This is a genomic window from Roseovarius carneus, from assembly GCF_020141465.1.
In the GTDB taxonomy this organism is placed as follows: domain Bacteria; phylum Pseudomonadota; class Alphaproteobacteria; order Rhodobacterales; family Rhodobacteraceae; genus Roseovarius; species Roseovarius carneus.
Genome location: NZ_JAHSPD010000001.1, coordinates 988,837 through 1,011,013 on the forward strand (window position 1 = coordinate 988,837; position 22,177 = coordinate 1,011,013).

At 61.8% G+C, this 22,177-nt stretch carries 20 protein-coding genes; 11 read left to right on the forward strand and 9 right to left on the reverse strand.

Annotation, left to right across the window (positions count from 1 at the left end):
- The first annotated feature begins 6 nt into the window (after positions 1–6).
- The 6 genes from KUD11_RS04875 (at position 7) to KUD11_RS04900 (ending at position 6,860) form a co-directional block, all read left to right on the forward strand.
- Positions 7–933: a branched-chain amino acid ABC transporter permease gene (locus KUD11_RS04875; RefSeq protein ID WP_109386098.1), complete on the forward strand. Its 927-nt coding sequence runs from the start codon at positions 7–9 to the stop codon at positions 931–933.
- Entirely contained in the window at positions 930–1,874 is a 945-nt protein-coding gene (locus KUD11_RS04880; protein WP_109386096.1) for a branched-chain amino acid ABC transporter permease, read from the forward strand. The genes KUD11_RS04875 and KUD11_RS04880 overlap by 4 nt, the downstream gene beginning before the upstream one ends.
- Positions 1,871–2,566: an ABC transporter ATP-binding protein gene (locus tag KUD11_RS04885; RefSeq protein WP_109388217.1), complete on the forward strand. Its 696-nt coding sequence runs from the start codon at positions 1,871–1,873 to the stop codon at positions 2,564–2,566. Before KUD11_RS04880 ends, KUD11_RS04885 begins: the two co-directional genes overlap by 4 nt.
- Positions 2,566–3,261: an ABC transporter ATP-binding protein gene (locus KUD11_RS04890; protein WP_109388219.1), complete on the forward strand. Its 696-nt coding sequence runs from the start codon at positions 2,566–2,568 to the stop codon at positions 3,259–3,261. Before KUD11_RS04885 ends, KUD11_RS04890 begins: the two co-directional genes overlap by 1 nt.
- 63 nt (positions 3,262–3,324) lie before the next feature.
- On the forward strand, positions 3,325–4,167 hold the full coding sequence (locus tag KUD11_RS04895; protein WP_109386094.1) for an FAD binding domain-containing protein: 843 nt from the start codon (positions 3,325–3,327) through the stop codon (positions 4,165–4,167).
- On the forward strand, positions 4,164–6,860 hold the full coding sequence (locus KUD11_RS04900) for a molybdopterin-dependent oxidoreductase (protein WP_109386092.1): 2,697 nt from the start codon (positions 4,164–4,166) through the stop codon (positions 6,858–6,860). The genes KUD11_RS04895 and KUD11_RS04900 overlap by 4 nt, the downstream gene beginning before the upstream one ends.
- A 132-nt stretch (positions 6,861–6,992) precedes the next feature.
- Here KUD11_RS04900 and KUD11_RS04905 read toward each other — a convergent pair whose 3' ends face one another.
- The 3 genes from KUD11_RS04905 to KUD11_RS04915 all read right to left on the reverse strand — a co-directional run bounded on the left by KUD11_RS04905 (position 6,993) and on the right by KUD11_RS04915 (position 9,833).
- A complete protein-coding gene (locus KUD11_RS04905) occupies positions 6,993–7,859 on the reverse strand; it encodes a DMT family transporter (RefSeq protein ID WP_109386090.1) in 867 nt (288 codons plus the stop codon).
- A 78-nt stretch (positions 7,860–7,937) separates the two neighbouring features.
- Complete coding sequence (locus KUD11_RS04910) at positions 7,938–8,225, reverse strand: HU family DNA-binding protein (RefSeq protein ID WP_109386088.1); 288 nt, start codon at positions 8,223–8,225, stop codon at positions 7,938–7,940.
- A gap of 129 nt (positions 8,226–8,354) precedes the next feature.
- Positions 8,355–9,833, reverse strand: coding sequence for an AMP nucleosidase (locus KUD11_RS04915; protein ID WP_224380152.1), 1,479 nt, complete (start codon positions 9,831–9,833; stop codon positions 8,355–8,357).
- 89 nt (positions 9,834–9,922) lie between these two features.
- On the opposite strand from KUD11_RS04915, the gene KUD11_RS04920 reads away from it, so the two are divergent.
- Both KUD11_RS04920 and KUD11_RS04925 read left to right on the forward strand, forming a co-directional pair.
- Entirely contained in the window at positions 9,923–10,342 is a 420-nt protein-coding gene (locus tag KUD11_RS04920; protein ID WP_109386084.1) for a VOC family protein, read from the forward strand.
- Between the two features lie 39 nt (positions 10,343–10,381).
- Complete coding sequence (locus tag KUD11_RS04925; RefSeq protein WP_109388215.1) at positions 10,382–11,248, forward strand: SDR family oxidoreductase; 867 nt, start codon at positions 10,382–10,384, stop codon at positions 11,246–11,248.
- On the opposite strand, the gene KUD11_RS04930 is transcribed toward KUD11_RS04925, so the two are convergent.
- Positions 11,175–12,437, reverse strand: coding sequence for a glycosyltransferase (locus tag KUD11_RS04930; RefSeq protein WP_109386082.1), 1,263 nt, complete (start codon positions 12,435–12,437; stop codon positions 11,175–11,177). The genes KUD11_RS04925 and KUD11_RS04930 overlap by 74 nt on opposite strands.
- Positions 12,434–13,693 (reverse strand): glycosyltransferase, encoded by a 1,260-nt coding sequence (locus tag KUD11_RS04935; protein ID WP_146190850.1) that lies wholly within the window; start codon positions 13,691–13,693, stop codon positions 12,434–12,436. The genes KUD11_RS04930 and KUD11_RS04935 overlap by 4 nt, the downstream gene beginning before the upstream one ends.
- 137 nt (positions 13,694–13,830) lie before the next feature.
- Between KUD11_RS04935 and KUD11_RS04940 the strand changes: the two genes are divergently transcribed.
- Both KUD11_RS04940 and KUD11_RS04945 read left to right on the forward strand, forming a co-directional pair.
- Positions 13,831–14,763, forward strand: a complete 933-nt coding sequence (locus tag KUD11_RS04940) for a glycosyltransferase (protein WP_109386078.1) — start codon at positions 13,831–13,833, stop codon at positions 14,761–14,763.
- Complete coding sequence (locus KUD11_RS04945) at positions 14,750–15,910, forward strand: glycosyltransferase family 4 protein (protein WP_181375307.1); 1,161 nt, start codon at positions 14,750–14,752, stop codon at positions 15,908–15,910. Before KUD11_RS04940 ends, KUD11_RS04945 begins: the two co-directional genes overlap by 14 nt.
- Positions 15,911–15,917: 7 nt before the next feature.
- Here KUD11_RS04945 and KUD11_RS04950 read toward each other — a convergent pair whose 3' ends face one another.
- Both KUD11_RS04950 and KUD11_RS04955 read right to left on the reverse strand, forming a co-directional pair.
- The gene (locus KUD11_RS04950) at positions 15,918–16,589 is read right to left on the reverse strand and encodes an ABC transporter ATP-binding protein (RefSeq protein WP_109386074.1); all 672 of its coding nucleotides are present in this window, start codon (positions 16,587–16,589) and stop codon (positions 15,918–15,920) included.
- A gap of 3 nt (positions 16,590–16,592) precedes the next feature.
- Positions 16,593–17,768, reverse strand: a complete 1,176-nt coding sequence (locus KUD11_RS04955; RefSeq protein WP_224380153.1) for a capsule biosynthesis protein — start codon at positions 17,766–17,768, stop codon at positions 16,593–16,595.
- 101 nt (positions 17,769–17,869) lie between these two features.
- On the opposite strand from KUD11_RS04955, the gene KUD11_RS04960 reads away from it, so the two are divergent.
- A complete protein-coding gene (locus KUD11_RS04960) occupies positions 17,870–18,673 on the forward strand; it encodes an ABC transporter permease (RefSeq protein ID WP_109386072.1) in 804 nt (267 codons plus the stop codon).
- Between the two features lie 3 nt (positions 18,674–18,676).
- Here the strand turns inward: KUD11_RS04960 and KUD11_RS04965 are convergent, their stop codons facing one another.
- The gene (locus KUD11_RS04965) at positions 18,677–19,540 is read right to left on the reverse strand and encodes a sulfotransferase (RefSeq protein WP_109386070.1); all 864 of its coding nucleotides are present in this window, start codon (positions 19,538–19,540) and stop codon (positions 18,677–18,679) included.
- Between the two features lie 60 nt (positions 19,541–19,600).
- Entirely contained in the window at positions 19,601–22,159 is a 2,559-nt protein-coding gene (locus tag KUD11_RS04970; RefSeq protein ID WP_109386068.1) for a calcium-binding protein, read from the reverse strand.
- Between the last annotated feature and the right edge of the window lie 18 nt (positions 22,160–22,177).

Consider the following 22,177-nt stretch of genomic DNA (forward strand, 5'->3'; position numbering starts at 1 on the left):
ACGCGCATGGATCTGGGACCATATCTGCTTCTGGCGAGCCTTGAAGGCGCTGTCATGGCTTCAGTTCTGGCGCTGACCGCGGTGGGTCTGAGCCTTGTGTTCGGCGTCATGCGGGTCGTGAACATTGCGCATGGTGAGTTCTATATGCTGGGCGCAGTGATCGCGTGGTATGTGGCGCATTGGATGGGCGGGCACCCGGCGCTGGGCTTTGCCGTGGCGCTGGTTGTGGCCCCGCTTCTGGTGGGGCTGCTCGCGGCGGCGGCGGATATGACGATCCTGAAACGGGTGGAGTATGACCCGGAGCGGACCATCGTGGCCACGATCGGACTTCTCTATATCATCCAACAGTTGACCTTGATGGGATACGGCCCCGAGGCGCGGCCCGTGGAGCCGCCTTTCAATGCGCGGCTTGCGATCCCATGGCTTGAGTTCAAAGACGGCGCGCTGGCGATGTATTGGCCTTGGGGGCTGAGCACGACGAGTTACAAGCTGGCCGTGATCGGCGCGGCGGCGGTCGTTTTGGTCGGGGTCTGGCTGATGATGACGCGCACGCGGATCGGCCTTGTGATGCGTGCCACGCAAGCGGACCGCGAGATGGCGCTGGCCTTTGGCATCCCGGTGGAGCGGGTCTATGCCATCGTCTTTGGCATCGGGGCTGGGCTTGCCGCCCTTGCCGCCGTGCTCATCGTGCCCATTCAGCAGGCGCATTACCTGATGGGGGCCGAGCCGCTTCTTCTGGCGTTTATCGTGGTCATCATCGGGGGCCTCGGAAGTCTGCCCGGCACTGTGGTGGCGGCGATCTTCATCGGGCTGAGCGATGGGATCATCTCGGTCTTTTTCTCGCCCACGCTGGCCAAGATCCTCGCCACGCTTCTTGTGGGGCTCGTGCTGGTCTTTCGCCCCCAAGGCCTTTTCGGGACGCGCAGCACATGAGCGGGGCGCGCAAGATCATCCTCCTGCATGGCGGGCTTTTGGTTCTGCTCTTCGTGCTGCAATTCGTGCTGCCCGCCTATCATCATGGCAATCTGGCGCGGATCATGGTGCTGGCGAGCTATGCGATCGGCTACAACATTCTCTTTGGCTACACCGGCTTGCTGAGCCTCGGCCACGCGCTGTTCTTTGCCGCCGGAATGTACGGGATGGGGCTGAGCATTGAGCATTTGGGAGCGTCCCCGGCCACAGCGATGGTGGCGGGGATTGTGGTCGGGGCGCTGGTATCGGTGGTGTTGGGTCTTCTGGCTCTGCGCACGGTGGGCGTGGCGTTCATGATCGTTACCTTGATGTTTGCGCAGGCGGGATACCTCACTGCGCTTTACTTCGTCGATTGGACGCGGGGCGACGAGGGGTTCGTGATCCAACAGGCGCAGCGCATCCTCTGGGGGATTGATCTCAGCGATGCCACCAACCGCTATTTCGCGGCGTATGGCCTTTTCGCGGCCTGCCTGCTGATCAGCCTCTGGCTTGTCCGCCACCCGTTTGGCAAGACCCTGATCGCTATCCGCGAGAATGAGGAACGGGTGAGGATGCTGGGCTATGACATCTGGGCGCATAAGCTTGCTGCCGTGGTCATCTCCGGCACTATTTCGGCGGCGGCGGGCGCGGCTTATGGCCTGCTTTTCGGCTATGTGGGCGCGAGTTTTGCGGCGGTGCCGCATTCAATCCTGCCGCTTCTTTACGTGCTGTTGGGCGGTGCGGGCACTGTGCTTGGCCCCTTCATTGGAACGCTTTTCATGTTCTATCTGATCGATTTAAGCTCAGGCATCACCACGGCCCATATGCTGATCGCGGGGGTGGCTTTGGTCCTGCTCACGCTCTTTGCACCCCAAGGTTTGGTGGGGGAGCTGCGCCGCCGGGTGTGGAAGTGGCTGCCATGATCCTGTCCACACGCGGCCTGACCAAGAGCTTTGATGGGTTGAAGGCGGTCACAGATGTTGATTTCGATCTGCCCCAAGGGCAGGTGCGCGCACTGATCGGGCCCAATGGCGCGGGCAAGACCACGCTTGTGAGCATGATCTGCGGGCGTATTGCGCCAAGTTCGGGTCGCATTACCTTTGACGGGTGCGATATCACCACCCTGCCCGCGCATAAACGCATCGGGCTTGGCATGGCCTACACGTTTCAGATCACGTCCGTTTTCCCGCGCCTTGATGCGCGCGAGAATGTGGCGCTCGCGGCGCGCCGGGGCCGCAAGGGGGAGGCTTCGGTTGCGGCGGCCTTGGCCCGTGTGGGTCTTGAGGGTCGCGCAGATCAGGAGGCGGGTGACCTGAGCTATGGCCACCAACGCCTTTTGGAGATCGCCATGGGGCTGGTGCAAAGCCCGCGTCTTTTGATCCTTGATGAGCCGACCCAAGGCCTTGCCGAGGCCGAGATTGACGGGTTCAAATCCCTTATCCGGGAGCTTGCAGGCGATACCACGATCCTGCTGATTGAGCATAATATGAGCGTTGTGATGGAGCTGGCCGAGCAGGTGACTGTCCTTAATTTTGGCGAGATACTGGCCGAGGGCACCCCTGCGCAAATTCACGAAAACGCCGCCGTGCAGGCCGCCTATCTGGGGAGCGGATGATGCTGGAGCTGCGGGGCATCAATTCGGGCTACGGGCGCGCGCAGGTGCTCAGGGATGTATCGCTCAGCGTGGCACCGGGCGAGATCCTCTGCCTGATGGGGCGCAATGGCGCGGGCAAAACGACGATGATGCAGACGATCATGGGGCTTTTGCCGCTCATGTCCGGGGAGGTGCGGGTGGACGGCCAGATTGTCAGCACCCTGCCTGCGCATGAGGTGCCGCGCGCTGGTGTGGGGTATATCCCGCAAGGGCGGCGGCTTTTTGCGGGGCTGACCGTGGCGCAGAACCTTGAGATCGGCCTGCGTGCACGCAAAAGCGGCCCGGAGGTTTTGGAGGAGGTTCTAGCGCTTTTCCCCCGCCTGAAAGAGCGGATGACCCAGCGCGCGCAGACCCTTTCCGGCGGAGAGCAACAGATGCTCGCCACAGCGCGGGCTCTGTGTTTGCGACCAAAGGTGCTACTCTTGGATGAGCCCACGGAAGGATTGCAGCCCTCAATGATCGAGGCGATCCGTCAGGTGATTGTGCAAATGCGCGACGAGGGTGTTGCAATCGTGCTGGTGGAGCAGCGGGTCGATGCCGTCCTGTCGGTGGCGGACCGGGTGGCGTTCATCGAAAACGGGCGCAACGGCGAGACCCTGCCCGCCGAAGCCCTGCGCGCGGATCGCAGCATCGTGGACCGCTATATCGGGGTGTGAGTTTCAGCATGCAAGGCCAGCGGCAGAACTGCTCTGGCGTTTCGCAAGAAGGAGAAGACCGACGTGACTGCCTATCTGCGACCCGCCAACGTGAGCCAGGCCTTGGACGCCCTTGCCGAGGGGCCTGCCGTGATTGCGGCGGGGTGCACGGATTTGTTCCCGGCAACAGACCGGCGGGGCCTTGAGGGCCGCGTTCTGGATATCACGGGGATTGGCGATCTGGCCCATGTTGGGGCTGTGGCTGGTGGTGTGCGCATCGGCGCGGCAGTCACGTGGAGCGATGTGATCAAGGCTGATTTGCCCCCCGCGTTTGACATGCTGAAAGAGGCTGCGCGCGAGGTGGGATCGGTTCAGATCCAAAATGCGGGCACGCTCGTGGGCAACATTTGCAATGCATCCCCTGCTGCGGATGGTGTGCCCTGCCTTCTTGCCCTTGATGCGGAGGTCGAGATCGCCTCGGCCCATGGCCTGCGCCGTGTACCCCTGTCAGGTTTCATCACTGGGGTGCGGCAGACCCTGCTGACGCCGGGCGAGATGGTGACGGGCCTGTTCATTCCGGACGGATCGCTGGGCGGGCACTCGCGGTTTCTCAAGCTTGGCGCGCGGAGATATCTGGTGATTTCGATTGCCATGGTGGCTGCACGTGTTGAGGTACGTGAGGGCCGTGTGAGGCAGATGGCGGTTTCTGTCGGGTCTTGCAGCGCGGTTGCCACGCGGCTTCTTGCGCTGGAAGAGGCTCTGATTGGGCGGCCTGTGATGGAGTTGAGCGCGCCGCTGGACGCAAATCTGATTGCGCCCGCGCTAAGCCCGATTGACGATATTCGCGCGGATGCAGGGTATCGGCTTGAGGCAGCGGCAGAGCTTGTCCACCGGGCGCTTTGCGATGTGGCGGAGGGGTTTGCATGAACTGCGAGGTACCGCAATTGGTCCTATCCGTGAACGGGGCGGAGCATATCCTGCCCAACACACCCGGGCGGCGGCTGTCGGAGGTGTTGCGCGAGGATCTGGGGCTGCGCGGCACCAAAGTGGGCTGTGATGCGGGCGATTGCGGGGCCTGCACGGTTCTCTTGGACGGCGCACCGGTGTGTGCCTGCCTGACCCCGGCGGCTCAGGTCGCTGGCCGCGCGGTGACCACGGTGGAGGCCACGGATGATACACTGCTTGAGCGCCTCCGCACGGCGTTTTTGCGCCATGGGGCCGCGCAATGTGGCATCTGCACACCGGGTATGTTGATGGCCGCGCGCGCATTTTTGAATGCGTCCGAGGCCCCCAGCCGGGCCGAGGCGGAAGAGGCGCTTGGCGGGGTTCTGTGTCGTTGCACAGGTTATGCCAAGATCATTGACGCTGTCTGTGATGCGGGCGCGACCCCGCCCACCGCGATGCCCGCGGCAGGGATGGCGGTTGGTGCGCGGATCGAGCGGCTGGACGGTGCGGCGAAAGTGGCTGGAACTGAGCGGTTTGGGGCGGATACCGCGCCCGAGGGGGCCTTGCTGGTGCGCGCCATACGTGCGCCTTCGGCCCCGGCGCGGTTCACCTTTGGAGAGATTGAGGCGTGGTGCGCCACGCTCCCCGGCGCAGTCCATGTGTTCACGGCGGCCGATATTCCGGGCGAGAATTGCTTTGGCACTATCCCCCCTTTCGCCGATCAACCCGCATTGGCCGAAGAGCACGCAAGGCTGCGGGGCGAGGCTGTGGCCCTTATCGCGGGTGCGCCAGAGGTGATTGAGGCGCTGGATTTGGCCACATTCCCGATCAGATGGGAGGAGATTGAGCGCGATCTTATCCATGATCATCGCCCCGATAACCTGCTCATCACGGGCAAGGTGCGGCGCGGCGACGCTGACGCGGCGTTGGCCCGCTCTGCCGTGGTGGCCGAGGGTGAAATGCGCACGCCCTATATTGAGCACGCCTATATTGAGCCTGAGGCTGGGATCGCCTGGATGGACGGCGACACCCTTGTGATTGAGGCCTGCACGCAAGCGCCGGTCATGGACCGTGACGACACGGCGAAGGTGCTTGGCCTGCCGCACGCGCGTGTGCGGATCATCCCAGCGACCGCAGGGGGCGGATTCGGGTCGAAACTGGACCTGTCCTTGCAGCCGCTCATTGGGCTTGTGGCGCTCAAAACCGGGCGGCCTGCGCGGATGATCTATAGCCGGGCCGAATCCATGGCCTCCACGACCAAACGGCATCCGTCGGTCATGCAGGCACGGATCGGGGCGGATGCAGACGGGCGCATCACTGGCATGCGCTTTGAGGGGGAGTTCAACACCGGCGCTTATGCCAGTTGGGGGCCTACTGTGTCTGGCCGCGTGCCGGTCCATGCGTCCGGCCCCTATTACACGCCCCATTACGATGCCGAAGCCCATGCGCGGCACACACATTCCGCCATTTCTGGCGCGTTCCGAGGCTTTGGCGTGCCCCAAGCGGCGATCATGCAAGAGACGCTTTATGACGAGCTTGCGGGCAAGTTGGGCCTTGATAGACTCGCTTTTCGACAGATCAACGCGCTGCAATCGGGGCAAGAGACAGTCTGCGGGCAGATCGTGCAGGGTGTGGGGATCAGCGCCTGTCTGGATGCGTTGGAAGCGTCTTGGCACACGGCGTTGAAACGTGCCGAGCTGGCAAATGCCAAGGGTGGAAGATTGCGCCACGGGGTCGGCCTCGCGTCCTGCTGGTACGGGTGTGGGAACACTGCCCTGCCCAACCCATCAACCATCCGGGTCGGGATCACGCCTCAAGGGCAGCTCTGTCTGCACCAAGGCGCAACGGATATTGGACAAGGCTCCAACACGGTGATCACGCAGATCTGTGCCGATGCGTTGGGGCTGGCGGTGGCGGATTTCACTTTGATCGGGCCGGATACGGGCATCACGCCGGATTGCGGCAAGACATCCGCCTCGCGCCAGACTTATGTGACGGGAAAGGCGGCGGAACTGGCCGGGCAAAGCCTTCGGGCGCGTATTCTGAGCCAGAGCAATATGGGGCCGGACGCGGCTTTGCGGTTGGACGGCACACAGCTTATCGTGAGCGATGGATCGGGTGAGCGGCGTATTGATTTGGCCATGTTAGAGCCTGATACGCACGGATACGCCCTGGCTGCCGAGGAAACCTACGACCCGCCCACTATCCCGCTCGATGCAGATGGCCAAGGCAGCCCCTATGCGGTCTATGGCTATGGTGCGCATATCGCGGAGGTGAGCGTGGATATGACCCTTGGCACCGTGAAAGTGACCAAGATCACAGCCGCGCATGACCTTGGGCGGGTGATCAACCCGCTTCTGGCCGAAGGGCAGGTCGAAGGCGGCATTGCGCAGGGGCTCGGTCTTGCGCTGATGGAGGAATTTATCCCCGGCAGGACGGAAAACCTGCACGACTATTTGATCCCGACAACGGGTGATATGCCTGAAATAGAGACGATTCTGCTCGAAGTGCCCGACCCTGAAGGGCCGATGGGGGCAAAAGGGCTTGGGGAGCATGTGCTCATCCCCACAGCGCCCGCTATCCTCAATGCGATCCGCCATGCTTCGGGCGGTCTTGTCCGACAGCTTCCCGCGCTGCCGCACCGTGTGCTCGCCGCCATCCGTGAGGCGCAATAAGCGGCGAGAAGGTTAGATGAGATGGCGGCCTTATGATGTGTTTTATGCAGGGGGTAATGTCGGGGCTTGCGGCTTTTATGACAATGAGGACGACCCGATCATGTCGGAGGTAAAAGGCAAAGGCGCCCTGCGTTAGACCCGCTTTTTTGACAATTGCACGGCGAGGATACCGCCCATGATAACCGCCACTCCGATCATGTCATAGACCTGCAAAGGCTCGCTCAGGATGACCGCAGCGATTGCCACGCCGAGGAATGGGTTGAGGAAGTGGAAGGTCGCCGCGCGCGTGGCGCCAATCCGCTCCACCAGCAAGAACCACACCAGAGTGGCCGCAAGCCCCGGCACCAAGATTGTGTAGATGAAGGCCACGATGAGCTGCCAGCTCCAGTTGATCACGAGCGTTTCGGTCGAGACGGCTACAACGCTCAGGATTGCGCTGCCGATCAGCATCTGGAGCCCAACAACCATCAAGAAATTGCCCTTGGAGGAGGCGCCGCGCATGGCCATTGTGGCCACGGTGAGGGCCAGAACGCCGATGACGCACAGGCCCAGCGCATAGACATCCACACCGCCCGACAGCCTGTTGCCCATGATGATAACCACCCCGGCAAAGCCACCGATCAGGCCGAATGTCGCCATCTGGGGCAGCTTTTCCCGGAAGAAAACCCAGCCAGCGAGCGCTACGAGAAGCGGCATGGTGGAGGCGATGATTGCAGCCAAAGAGGCCTCAATCGTCTGCATCGCGACGAAATTGAGCCCGAGATAGAGCGTGTTTTGACAGATGCCGAAGATGATCGTCGCCCGCCATTGCTGCGGAGTGAGCCGCCATGTCTGGCCCAGCATTTTTGCGATGAAAACACCAAGCAGCCCCGCGATCAAAAACCTGAGCGCAAGCGCGCTGATCGGGGGGGCCGCGGCGACGATTATGTGCGCGGAGGTAAATGCGCTGGACCACATGGCGACAAAGGCTAAGCCCATCAAAATACTGCGAAGATCCATGCCCGCCCCTTACACGCACGGCAACAAAAAAGGGCCGCCACTGGGCGACCCTTTCGGAAACTTGTCAAAGATGCAAGCTTAGCCGTTCACGCTGTCTTTCAGCGCTTTGGCGATGGTCATTTTCACGACCTTGTCTGCTTCTTTCTTGATCTGCTCGCCCGTGGCCGGGTTGCGGACCATGCGCTCAGGGCGCTCGCGGCAATAGATTTTGCCAACGCCTGGCAGGGTCACTGCACCGCCGCCAGACACTTCGCTGGTGATCACGGAGATCATCGCATCCAGTGCGCCGCTTGCGGTTTTCTTGTCGCTGCCCATTTCTTCGGCCAGAGCCGCCACAAGCTGGGTTTTTGTCATTGGTTTTGCCATTTTATGGTCTCCTTCAACTGCCCGTGTATTGGGCCTCACGGCGCTTATCTAACTCTATCTTGTAGGGTAACACAACGCATAGTGGCCTCAACATTCATATTTTTTAGGGTTTAGGGGCTTTTTGCGATCTCATAAGAATGCAGTTTCCTCAAATGAGCGTAATTTGCGGCTATGGATACGCTCCAGTGGCATATTTGCGAGGGTTTCCATCGCGCGAATGCCGACCCGCAAATGTCGCCCAACCTGATCATTATAGAAATCTGACGCCATGCCTGGCAGTTTCAATTCGCCATGCAATGGCTTGTCAGAGACGCATAAAAGCGTTCCATAAGGCACGCGAAACCGAAACCCATTGGCTGCGATCGTGGCACTTTCCATATCAAGCGCCACGGCGCGGCTCTGGCTGAGGCGCTGCACGGGGCCGGATTGATCGCGTAGCTCCCAATTGCGGTTGTCGACGCTGGCCACGGTTCCAGTGCGCATCACCCGTTTGATGTCAAAGCCCGTGACCTGTGCTTCTGTGGCTACAGCTTGTTCCAGCGCGATCTGAATCTCGGCCAGCGCGGGCACCGGCACCCACGTGGGCAGATCCGCGTCCAGCACGCCATCTTCGCGCAGATACGCATGGGCCAGCACAAAATCCCCAAGGTTCTGCGAATTGCGTAACCCTGCGCAATGTCCGACCATGATCCAGGCATGCGGGCGCAAGACGGCAATGTGATCGGTCGCGGTTTTAGCATTGGACGGCCCCACCCCGATATTCACGAGGGTGATCCCGGCACCATTCGCCTTCTTGAGGTGATAGGCGGGCATCTGGGGCAGCTTGGCCGCGATCGGCAGGGCGGCGTCCGGCTCCGTGATCTCGGCATTGTTGGTGCTGACGAAGCTGGTGTAGCCGCTTGTGGGATCAGCAAGGGCGAGGCGTGCATAGGCCTCAAACTCCGACACGTAGAATTGGTAATTCGTAAAGAGAACGTGGTTCTGAAAATGCTCGGGCGCAGTGGCTGTGTAATGCGCGAGCCGCGCGAGGGAATAATCCACGCGCTGTGCCGTGAAAAGCGCGAGCGGCGCAGGCCTACCCCGAGGCGTGACATGTGTGCCGTTGACGATATCGTCGTTGGTTGTGTTGATATCTGGCACATCAAACACATCGCGCAGGGTGAAGCCCGCGGCCCCTTGATGTGGCACGGTGATGTTAGGGTCTTGTGCCACGGCAAAATGCACGGGCATCGGTGTGTTCGACACGCTTACCGTCACGGGTACGTTGTGATTGCCAAGCAGAAGCCCGATCTGCTGCACCAGATAGGCGCGGAAGAGGTCGGGCCGGGTGATCGTGGCGCTATACGTGCCGGGCTCCGCGACATGGCCGAAGGACAGCCGGCTGTCGACCTTGGCAAAGCTGGTCGTGGTGATGCTCAACTCTGGATAAAAGGCGCGCAAACGCCCCTCGGGTGCAGGGCCTCCCACCGCCGCATTGAACGCCGCGCGCAGAAAATCCGTGGCCTCCCCGTAGAGCGTGCAAAGGTGATCCACAGCGGCCTCGGCGCAGGTAAAGCTCTGGGGCACGTGGGACGGCGGCATGGAAATATCGTGAGAGTTTTGAGCCATGCTGCCACCTGATTTGCTATATCCGCCATGGTTGACACGGTGCGGCGCGGGGATCAACCTGCCCCGCGCAAGCCATCAGGAGCGCGCCCATGGATTACGAGACCATAAGCCCCGAAGGATTTGGGGCCAGCCTGCGCGGCATGGGTCTCAACATTCTTGTGCGCGATGTGGCCCGGCAGGTCGCGTTTCTTGTTGATGTGTTCGAGATGCAGGCGTTTCAGCCCAGCGAGGATTTCGCCATCATGCGTTATGGTGATCAGGTGATGCAGCTTCATGTGGACGCAACCTATCATTCGAACCCGCTGCTTGGCCTCGTCCCGGAAGCCGGGCCGCGTGGGGGTGGGGCAGAGCTGAGGTTTTACGACACTGATCCTGATGCCTGTGCTGCCCGCGCCGAGGCGTTCGGCGCCTATATTCTCCAGCCGCCTACCGACAAGCCGCACGGCCTGCGTGAGACCTATATCCTGTGCGAAAACGGCTATGCTTGGGTGGCCTCCCGCCCCCTTTGACGGCTTGCCAAACCGGGCACGTGCCCGCATATCTTGGCGATGAAAAAGACACTTCTCTCCTTCGGCCATGGTTTTTCCGCCCGCGCGCTGACGCCGATGCTTCTGGCGGATGGCTGGCGCGTCATTGGCACCACCCGCAGCGCTGAGAAAGCCGCCGCTCTGGAGGCGGAAGGCGTCGAGGCGCGGGTCTGGCCGGGTACGGATCTGAGCGCGGATATCGCAGCGGCGCGGCACATATTGATCTCCGCAGGCCCCGGTGAGGAAGGCGATCCGGTTCTGGCAGCGCTGGGCGCTGAGATTTCCGCCGCCGCATCGCATCTGGACTGGGTCGGGTATCTCAGCACGACCGGTGTTTACGGCGATCACCAAGGCGGATGGGTCGATGAGGCCACGCCGCTCACCCCGTCCACGCGGCGCGGCCAATGGCGGGTTGAGGCGGAGGCGGCGTGGCAAGCGATACCCGGTCTGCCGCTGCATATTTTCCGTCTTGCTGGGATTTACGGGCCCGGGCGCGGCCCCTTTGCCAAGGTGCGCGCGGGCACGGCCCGGCGGATCATCAAACCGGGTCAGGTGTTCAGCCGCATCCATGTCGAAGATATCGCGCAGGTGCTGCACGGGTCTCTGATGCGGCCCGCTCCCGGCGCGATCTATAACCTGTGCGATGATGACCCCGCCCCGCCCGAAGATGTGATTGGGCACGCGGCGGAGCTTCTCGGCCTGCCGCTACCCCCGGCGGAGGATTTTGAGATTGCCGAGATGACACCCATGGCGCGCAGCTTCTACGCCGAATCCAAGCGCGTGCGGAACGACCGGATCAAGGATGGTCTTGGCGTCACGCTGCGCTACCCCAGCTACCGTGACGGGCTGCCTGCGCTTTTGGCGTTGGAGCAAGCAAAGGGCGCGTGAGGCACATGAACGCATCGGCCTGATCCTTGAACGAAGTGATGGAGGGGGGCGTCCTTTGCGCCACGCCCGCGTTTAAAGCAGCCTCCAACGCCGCGCGCAAGGGCGCTGGACCCGCGCCGATGGGGATGAGCGCGCCCGGCTTTGCCGCGCCATGCTCCGTGGCACCGCCGCTATCGGTTTGAATGACTTCTATACCGCGCGCGAGGGCTTCGCGAATGACAAGGCCGAAGGTCTCCTTCCATTTTGACATGAAGAGAAGCACGTCGATCCTCGCATAGAAAGCGTCCATCTCTTCTTGCTCAAACCGGGGATGGATGCGCCATGTGCCGGGCAGACCCTTCATATCGGCCTCCTTCCACCATGGGGTGTGCAGCCCGCCATCCACAAGCTCCACGTTGAAATCTGAACGGCTGAGCCCGGCAAAGGCGCGGCGGATATCGGGCCAGCCCTTCATATGCGAAGGGCCACCGACAAACCCGAAGCTGAGCCTGCTATCGCCGGCCCGCCGCGCCGCTTGTGCTTGCGCAAAACCAGCGTCAGGGAGATATACACCATTCTCCCAGACACGCCCCGAGCCGGGTGCAAGGCCGGACCCTTCGCAAAGATCCAGCGCGAAGCGGCTGGGATAGGTCACAAGATCAGCCATCGCAGCCTGCCGAAACAGGGCGTCGCGCCGGGTCTGCGCGGCGCTCATGTTCTCCACGCAGCCACGGCACGCATCCAGCCGGACGGGGCTTTGCCCGCAATACTGCCCGTTGGCGGCGATCATGAACTGCCGCTCGCAGATCCACCAGAAGTCATGCACGCTGAGCACCACCGGAAGGCCACGTGCTTTCGCCGCCTCGATCACGCCCGCGCCCACATCCTGCACACAATGCACATGGACGAGATCAGGACCCAGGCTGTCGATCAGTTGCGCGACCCGCTCGGCCACCTCGGGGTTGAGGTAGCGCAAGGCGTATTCGCGCCGTCCGGGCAGGTTGATGAGGTAGGAAGCGCACCCCGCCACCTCCGATTTGATCACTCCGTAAGGCACCAGATCGGCGCGGGAAATGAGAGACACGGCGCTGATACGTGCACCGTGATGGCGCATCAGTGCACGGCCCACCTGCTCGGCCACGATGGTGGCCCCGCCATATGAATAGGGCGCGTGATGCAGGTTGATCACGAGGATATGCGGCGTGCTCATCCCAGCACCCAATCCACTAGCTCAGGCGCGATGATCTGAGGGGCGCGGCTGGCGGACCAGCGCGCCTCCAGATCACGACGCGCGGCGTGTCCCATGGCGCGCGTGGCAATCGAATCAGCAGTGAGACGCTCCAGCGCGGCGTGCCACATGCCTTGCCCCGCAATCAGACCGGTGCGCCCATGGGTGATGACATTGGGAAAATCGCCGACATCACTGGCAATCGCAGGCACGCTAACGGCGGCGGCATCAATGGCGCGCACGGCGCTTTTGCAATGGTTGAACGTATCATCTGCCAAGGGCATCACGGCGCAATCCGCCTCGGCCAGCGCGTTCAGATACTCGTCATATCCGGTGAAAGGCCGCTTCTCGCACCGCGCGCGCACCCCCGCAGGCAGGGTGGCAAGGTCGAAATGACCAAGGATGATCAGCCTCCGATCAGGCGCGGCATGCAGAAACTCCGCAACCTCTTCCGCTATGGTGGCGAAATCAGCCTCATGCCCCTGCGACCCGCTGGCGAACACGATCCTGAAGCCGTCCGCACGCGCCGCATCGCGCGCCCCCGCCCCCAGTTTCAACGTCGTAGTATCCGCAAAATTGCGCCGCACGAACACAGGCCTGTCCGTCAGCAATCTGGCATGATCCGCAAGGCCGGGTGTGGAGACGGAAATGATATCGGCCGCGTTCATCGCATCCAGATATCGTGGCGCCTCTGTGACAAAATGCGTACGCAGGGCCGGGTCGAGGCAAGTCATATTGCCATAGGTCTCATAGGCGGACACCGAAAAAAGCGGATCGTCTATATCATAAAGCACCGGGAGGCGCAGGCGCCGCGCCTCGTAAAGATGCATTGATAGCTCTGGACAGGCCGACACGCGGTAGCAGATAAGATGTGTCGCGTCCTGCAAGATACCCGTGGCGCGGGGTAGGTCCTGATAATGGGCAAAGCTGAGATCAACGCCTAGACCGGCCCAAAGCTCTGCCAGTTGCTCAACCCGATATTTGCGGCATTGAGGTAAATTCAAATCACCAATCAGTGCGATTTTGGGACGATCCTGAGAGTGTTTTGTATGAATGTGAAACGCGCCGCGCTGGGCAAGATCACGCCAAACCGGGCCCAGATAGGCCGTGCTATCCGTAGCCCCCACAGGTACCAGATCGCCGGGCCCGCCCGCGATACGGCGGTGCAGATAACCACCCGCGCGCGCCAGCGCCACCGCCAGCCCTGCGTCGCGTCGCACCTGCGCAAATTTGCTCATCAATGACCGCACCAGACCCAGCTTCACTACACTCCTCCGTTGGTCGCTGGGTCTCGTTATTTCGCAAATGGCTTAAGCTTGAGTTTACAAAATGCATATAGACCGGACGCAGCAATTTAACCCTGAGGAGCGGCGTGATGATCGAACGGCGGCGCGGTGTCAGCGTGCAGGTTTTGATGGGTGCCTTTAACGGTGCACCGCATCTGCCCGCGCAGCTTGAGAGCATCGCGGCGCAGGAGGGTGTAGATTGGCAGCTTACTGTGTCTGATGACGGATCGACCGATTGCACGGGCGCGTTGATCGATCGGTTTGCGGCGGACTATGCGGGGCGTGTGGAGCGGCGTTTGGGGCCGCGGGCCGGGTGCGCCGCCAATTTCCTGTCGCTTCTGGCGAGGGCCGAGGATGGGGTCGTGGCGCTTGCGGATCAAGATGATATCTGGCTGCGTGGTAAGCTCGCCCGCGCGCTATATCTTCTTGGGGAGGTGCCGCCTGATGTGCCTGCGCTTTACACGGCGCGCCGGTGGCTTTGGTGGCCTAAGGCTGCACTGCTGAAACCTGATGCTTTGGCAGCACGGCAACCGGGCTTTGGCAATGCGCTGATCGAGAACATCGCCCCCGGCAATACAGTTGTTCTCAACCCTGCTGCCGTGCGTTTGGCGCGCGAGACGGCGCAGTTGGCGGATGGGGTTTTTGCGCATGATTGGTGGCTTTACCTGCTGATCACCGGGGCGGGCGGGCACATTGTGGCCGACCCTGCGCGCGTCCTGCTCTATCGCCAGCATGGGGGCAATTTGATCGGGGCAGGTCACGGTGTTGCAGCACAGATGCGGCGCAAACGTGCCGTTTTGCGCGGGGCGTTTCGGGAACGGGTGGCGGACAATTTGGCAGCGTTGCATCGCTGTCATGTGTATCTGACGCCCGGTGCGCGCGCGCAATTGCGTGCGTTTCGCACCGCGCATGCGGCAGGGCTGGTGCGGCGGATATGGCATCTGGGACAAGCACGGCCCTATCGCCAAAACGCCATCGATTCGGCAGGTTTCTGGGGCGCGGCGATCCTTGGCAAAGTCTGAAATAGTCCTCCGCCCGCGCGTCCTTTTGCTGGGTGGTGATGGCGCGCGCTCGGGCGTGCCTCGGTATCTCGACCAATTGACCGAGACCTTGGCGGGCGAGGTGGATCTGACGATCCTGAGCGACCACAATCTTGGGGGCTATGACAATGTGGCGGGCGCGGGTGCGGCGCATATTGAGTTGGAGGGCTTGCGCAATTCGAAAAACCCCCTGCGTCTTTGGCGGGGCTGGACCGGCGCGCTCAGGCAGGTGCGCGAGGGCGCGTGGGATGTGATCTGGCTTCATGCGCGTCTTCCGGCGCTGATGCTGCGGGTCGCGCTGGCCCTGCGGCTCTGGCGCCCAAGCGCGGGCACGCGACTTATCCTCAGCTATCATGGTATCCCCTTTGATCCCGGCCATAGGGTTTGGGCGGCCTGGGCGTCGCGCCGGGTGGAGCGGGTGCTGCTGAGGCTCAGCCCACCAATGCATCTGGTGTTTTTGTCGAGTGACATGGCGAGCCGTTTATGCGCCGTTGCGGGGCCTCGTGCGCTCCAAGGGCACTGCGTTCATGTGTTGCCCAACAGCTCCAATCTTGGGCGCTTGCCGCTGCGTGTATCAGACCGCGACGAGCGGCAACTCGTGATAACCGGACGGGCGGGCTATCAGAAAAACTATCCCCTTGCGGCCCGCTTGATGAATCACATGCCGGCCAACTATGTGCTGACCCTGTGCGGCACCGGCACGGATGATCCGACGTTTCAGGCGCGTATCCTGCGGGAGGTGGCCCCCGGCACCCAAGCACAGATCCGTTTTGCGGGCTCCCTGCCTGATGTGCGCGACGTATTGGCGGAGGCGGATGGCTATCTTCTGACATCAAGGTATGAGGGCGTGCCCATCGGTGCGATCGAGGCGTTTGAAAGCGGGCTGCCTATCGTGCTCAGCCCATTTGAAGCGGCACCTGAGATGGTGGCGGCCCATCCGATGGCGATCTGTCTGTCGCTGCGTGACTTGGCCGAAGATGCAAAGCGGATCACCCGTCTGATTGAGAAATATGTTCAGGATCGGCCGCGCGCCGCCGCACGGATCAGGGCGGCGTGGTGGCGGAAATACCCTTATGGCGTCTGGCAGGTCCGGGTCCGCCGCTTGATGCTGGAGATCTTGGCAGATTGATTGATTTTCAGACGGCTCCTTGCGGGATGCCAAGGTTATCCGCATGCACCGCGAGCGCTTCATCGAGGCACGCATAAAGCGTGAGACAACCGTCCTCCAGCACGGCGCCCATATCGCAGGTGCGGCGGATCATCGGCTCGGAATGCGACACGATAATGGCCCCCGACCGGGCGCGCCGGTCATCCAGAAGTGCGATGCTCTTTTGTCGGAACGCGCCATCGCCCACCGATGTCACCTCATCCACAAGATATGTGTCAAAAGGGATACCCATCGACACGCCAAAGGACAGCCGCGCCCGCATCCCCGCCGAGTAAGAGCGCAAGGGCATATGAAAATGCGGACCTAGCTCTGCAAAATCTTGAACGAATTCCAAAAGCTCCCTGGTGTCCACGCCATAGATCCGCGCCACAAACCTGGTATTTTGCGCGCCTGTGAGATCGGGATGGAACGAGCCAGAAAACCCCACGGGGTAGGAGATGCTGCCGGTGCTCAGAACGCGCCCTTTACTGGGGCGTATTGTGCCGGATATGATATCCAAAAGCGTGCTTTTCCCGGTGCCGTTGCGGCCCAGAAGGGCGATGCTGCGCCCGGTCGGGAAGATGGCGTTCGCGTTCTTGATGATCACCTTCTGTCCTTGCCGCACCGGGAAGGTCTTGGTCACATTCTCCAGCCGGATCATGATCTAGCGCCGATCCCGCAGGCTGTAATAGACCAGAGATGCAATCGCCCAGATCAGCGTGGCAAAAAACGCGGCCAAGAGCAGAATCTTGAGCCGCTCAGGGTATTCTGCCGCCTCGGCCAATGTAGGTTCGATATGCGCGGCGAGATAGCGGCTCTGTTTTTGCGCCTCGGCCTGAGCAGCGTCATATGTGGCCAGCGCCGCCGTATAGGCTGTCTCGGCAAATTCGCGATCCACGATTAGGCCCTCATACTCGCCCACGAGGCTGGCAAATGCGCTGCCCACCGCGCCGCTGGTCCCAAGGCCCAGCTTTTGACGCTCGGCCACGATACGCGCCTCGATCACCTCCACTCGTTTGCGTGCCTGCACCATGCGCGGATCGCTGTCGCGGGTAGAATCGCGCAAAAGGTCCAGATCGATCAGCGCCTCGGCCAGCTGCCTTTGCAGCGTGGTTACGAGACCCATCCGGCTTTGGGTGTCAATTGTTGGATCAACCATCTGATTGCGGTTGCGATATTCGGTGAGCGCGCGGCGCGCGGTCTTCAGGCGGTCCACAGCGGTGTTCAGCTCATCGCGGGCATATTTGATCGCGTCCTCGCGCGCAGCCCGGCTCAGATCGTTGATCATGGCCGAGCAGGCGGCATAAAGGGCGATGGCGATGCGGCGCGCATCCTCGGGCCTGAAGGCGAGGACGCGCAGGTCGATCATGCCGCTGGCGTTGTCGTAATGGATGGTGACCTTGCGCGCCCAGTGATCCTGCACATCCTCGATGGTGCCCGCAGGATCGAGCGTGAAAAAAGGGTCGCGCCCACGATCCACATCGCCCCAGATCGCGCGCAAACCCACCGCTTCCTCCATCTCCCGGACCAGTTTTTGCGAGGTGAGATAGGCGTATAGGATATCGGTGTCGGAGGAGGACGAGCCCGAAAGCTCGGTCACGCCGCCCAGAAGGGCAATGGCAGCGCTGCTTTCCTCGGTTCGGACGGAAAACCCGAGATAGGAGGCGAATTGATCGTCTGCGCGGGTGTAGAGATACCACGCCACGGTCCAGACAGGCATGGCAACGAGCAAGAAAAAGCTAAAGAACAAAAATCGATGGCGCAGACGCACCCGCGCGCGTCCCGCAGGCGGCGGCACGGGGATGGCGGAGGTCGTGGGGATGGCGCGTGGCGCTGACATGCCTTTCCTTGCGGGGTTGGGTCGGGTCATGCTTGTCTTAAGCGGTTTGGATAAAAGATATCTTAAGCCCCGCCCGCTATCCCGGTTGCAAAGGAGCAGCCATGGCCCAAGCCCGAAAAATCATTGCGCGCAAACTGGCCCCCGTGATCGCCACGCCACGCGCGGTGACGGCGCTTGTTTTGCGGGAGATGTCGAGCACCTATGGACGCTCCCCCGGCGGGTATCTCTGGGCCATTCTGGAGCCTGCCGCGGGGGTGGCGCTTCTGACGGTCATCTTCTCCATCGGGTTTCGCGCGCCGCCTTTGGGCACGTCCTTTCCGCTCTTTTATGCCGCGGGCGTCCTGCCGTTCTTGATGTTCAACGACATCTCGCAAAAGATGGGCCAGACGATCCAGTTCTCGCGGCAGCTTTTGAAATATCCTCGGGTGACGTTTCTCGACGCGCTTCTGGCGCGGCTTTTACTCAACGGGTTCGTGCAGCTTCTGGTCACGCTTCTGGTGCTGTTTTTTATCCTCCATGTGATGGACGCGCGGGCGAGCCTGAATGAGGGTCGCATCGCGCTGGCCTATGCGCTGGTTCTGGCGCTGGCGGCGGGGGTTGGCACGCTCAACAGCTTTCTAACGCTGGCCTATCCGGTCTGGGCCACGATTTGGGCGATTGTCACGCGGCCCTTGTTTATCGTGTCGGGGATCTTTTTCCTCTTTGAGTCTGTGCCCACGCCTTATGCGGATATCTTGTGGTTCAACCCGTTGGTGCATGTGATCGGCATGATGCGCGATGGGTTTTATCCCTATTATGCGCCGGATTATGTCTCACCCGCCTATGTACTCGCTGTGGCGGCGGGGTGTTTCATTGCGGGGATGTTCCTTTTATGGCGCCATCACCGAGATATTTTGGTGAAATAGGGTCTAACCCCAGGTCGCAGGCAGGGCATAGCCCTCAGCGCACACCTCTGCTTTGATGCGGGCAATATCCTGGGCAAAAAGGTCTGCGAAGAAGCTGGGCATGGGGTGTTGCACGGATTCGGTCACCCGGCGGTCCAGCAGGGCTTGTGGGTAGTCAAACTGGGCCACCCCCAGAAAATTCTCGATCCGGGCCAGCGTTCCGCGTTGATCGGCATGCATCTCCTCGTAGAAAAAAGCCTGCCACGCGCCCTGGCTTAGCCCCGCGCCCAAGCTGCGCAACACGCGGCCATATTCGGCATTGTCCCAGATGAATGGGTGGCGCACGAACTCCTCAAACTCCGTCGGGCCCCATGCCTCAAGCGCCTCCAATTGCCCGGTGATCTGGAGATGAAATTTCGTATGGCTCCAGAGCCGTTTGAGCGGGTCGCGCATGGTGTAGAGCACGCGCAACCTGTCGCAGCCTGCCTCGATCCTTGGCCAGACATCGGCCGGAAGATGCGCGCTGAGATTAGAGAAATCACAGGCATAGCGGTGATGGCGGCGCATCTGGAAAAGACCGCGATACCAATGATCATCGACGGGGCCTGAGAGATACGCGCTGATCCAGTGCAGATTCTGGCGCACCCGGTCGATATTGGCGCGCTCCGGGTCGAACCGCAGCAGGTAACGCTCGCGCACATTCTCTAGGCGCCGCGTCTCGCTCAGCTGCGATGCGTTGGCGTAGCGGTGATAGAAATAATGCACCTCTTTTTCCGGGCAAAAGTGCAATTCGGGGTGCTGGTCCAGCACGGTATAGAGCCATGTGGTCCCGGCCTTCATCGCGCCGACCCCGAGAAAGAGAGTGCCCAGAAGCTTGCCTTGGGACATGGGGTTCCTCCGCCCTTGATGGGGGGAAACTAGGACAGCGGGGTTAAGCAATCATGGAGGTCAGAAGATAAAATCAAGCGCATCCAGATCGCTCAGTCCCACGGACAAAAGCGTGATCTGCCCGCTGCCTGTGTCGATGATCACGTCGCTGCCAGCCTGACTTGTGTGATTGGCCATGAGATCGGAATAGCTGGTGATGGCACTGATCGCGCTCAGATCGATCCGCTCAAAATCGTTGGTGGCCTCAAAATCCCCAATCCGGTCTGATCCGTGACCATCCTCAAAGATAAACGTATCGGCGTTGAAATCCCCAAAAAGGTCATCATTGCCGCCCCCCCCGGTCAGCGTGTCGAACCCGGCCCCACCATAGAGCGTGTCATTGCCGGCCTCGCCAAAAAGCTGATCATCGCCGGTGCCGCCGAAAAACCGGTCCTGCCCGTCGCCGCCAAAAAGCGTGTCATTGCCCGCCTCGCCAAAGAGCCCGTCATTGCCCTCGCCCCCCCGGCCCAGATCGTCGCCTGCCCCGCCAAAAAGCCGGTCTAGCCCGCCGCCACCCTCAAGCGTATCATTGCCCGCGCGGCCATAAAGATTGTCCGCCTGAAGCCCGCCATCGAGAAAATCGTCGCCCTCCCCCCCGTCGAGAAAGTCAAACCCGCCGTCGCCATAAAGAGAATCGTTGCCCTCCCCGCCAAAAAGCCCATCAACCGAACTGCCCAGATTGGTGCCGCCGCGCAAAACGTCGTTGCCCTCCCCGCCATAGAGCCTGTCGGCGGTATCACCACCCAGCAGTGTGTCATCGCCTGCATCGCCGTAGATCACGTCAAACCCGTCTTCGCCCAAGATACGGTCATTTCCCTCCCCGCCGTAAAGCAGATCAGCCTGCCCGCCACCGTTGAGAAAGTCCCCCCCCTCTCCGCCATGAATCGTGTCGAACCCTGCATCGCCCGTGATCGTGTCCTGCCCGGCCCCGCCATAGAGGCTGTCTTCCCCAAACCCTCCCGAGAGCACATCATCGCCATTATTGCCGAGCAGCGTGTCATTGCCGCCCTCCCCGCGCAGATCATCGTGCCCGGCAGAGCCATCATAGAATTCTGCCGCGTCGGTCCCGACAAAGACATCATCGGCCAGCGACCCGGTGATCTGGCCTTGTGCCTCGTCCACAGTCAGACGGTCGATGCTGATCAGGGCCTCTAAGATCTGATCGCGGGTGAGGGCCGTGCCGGCGGCGCTGAGCACGATGGTGATCTCCTCGCGGTAGCGCAGTTCGGCCCCGCCGGCATAGGGCAGGACGCGCAGATCCTCGATATCGTAAAGGCCGGGGAAGGCGGTGAGGTCAAGCCGGTCCTGACCGGGCGTAAAATCGGTGATGAGGTCTGTCGCATCATCCTTCACCAGCAGGAAATCGTCCTGCCCCGCGCCACCGGTCAGCGTGTCTGCGCCTTGCCCGTCTTGCAAGACGTCATTGCCATTGCCACCACTCAAAAGAGTATCGCCCCCCGTGGCCACCAGCACATCATCACGGGAGGTTCCGGAAAGCGTGCCGGACCCTTGCACGGTCTCGCCTGCATTGATCCCTGTGGTGCGAAACTCCACCAGATGCGGTGCGGCCTCGGTCGCGGCCCAGAGCATGATCTGCCCGTCCACCTCGGCCATGGTGATGTCAGTGATGCCGCGCAGCGGGGTGTCGATGCTGGCGGCAATAGAATCGAGAAGATGGAGTTGTCCACCGGGCAGCAGCGTAAAGAGGCTGATCCCCATATCCGAGCCTGCGGTGGCAATATAGAGCCGCCCGTCCACCTCCAGCGTCTCCAGATGCTGCGCCTGCGCAAAGCGCGTGTCGCGGCTGTCTAGGATGGCATCGGTCAGCACCAGCCCCTCATCCCCAAGGCGAAAGACCGACAGCGTCCCGGTGCCCGCCGCCACGGTGATGGCGAAAACCTCGCCGCCCACCTCGGCGGCCCGCACGGTCATGGGGGTGGAGAGGGCCCCGCCGACCATATCCGTGTTCAGACTGTCCAAAACACTTGCCGAGCCGAAGGGCGATATGCGCAGCGCGACCAGCGTGTTGTCCTGCCAGAACGTGGCGAACCCATATGTCTGCCCGCCGCTCTCGATCATCGCGACGCCGCCCACCGCGCCGCCGGGTATCCCCGCCACCCCTCGCACCGACGGGGTCGCGTCCAGATCAAGCACGCTGAGCCCGCCGCCCTGAAGCCCCACAAGCGCGAGATCACCCAGCGTGTCGATTTGCGAAATGGTGCGCGCATCAAGGTCGGGCAGAGTGCGCTCGGTCAGGGATGTGAGCGTCTGGTTACCCCTGCCGATGGGCATCAACTGAAGCTGATCATCACCAAGACCGGCAAGGATCACGCTATCGCCCAGAACGGCGATATCCGTATGCTCCAACTGTAGCAGGCTATCGTCCAACTCAAGCTGATCGCGTCGCACGGCCCCGTCAGAGGTGATGCGAAACGCGACGATGAAGTCGCCCCCTCGCCCCACTGAGAGCAAGAGCGGCCCGTCCGGCCCCTGCACCACGTGAAGGTCGGTTATCCCCTGCACGCGTTCGTTATCACCCGCAGGCACAGCGCCCGCAGTTTCCAGCCTGACCAAAGCCATAGCCACCCCTTTTCACCC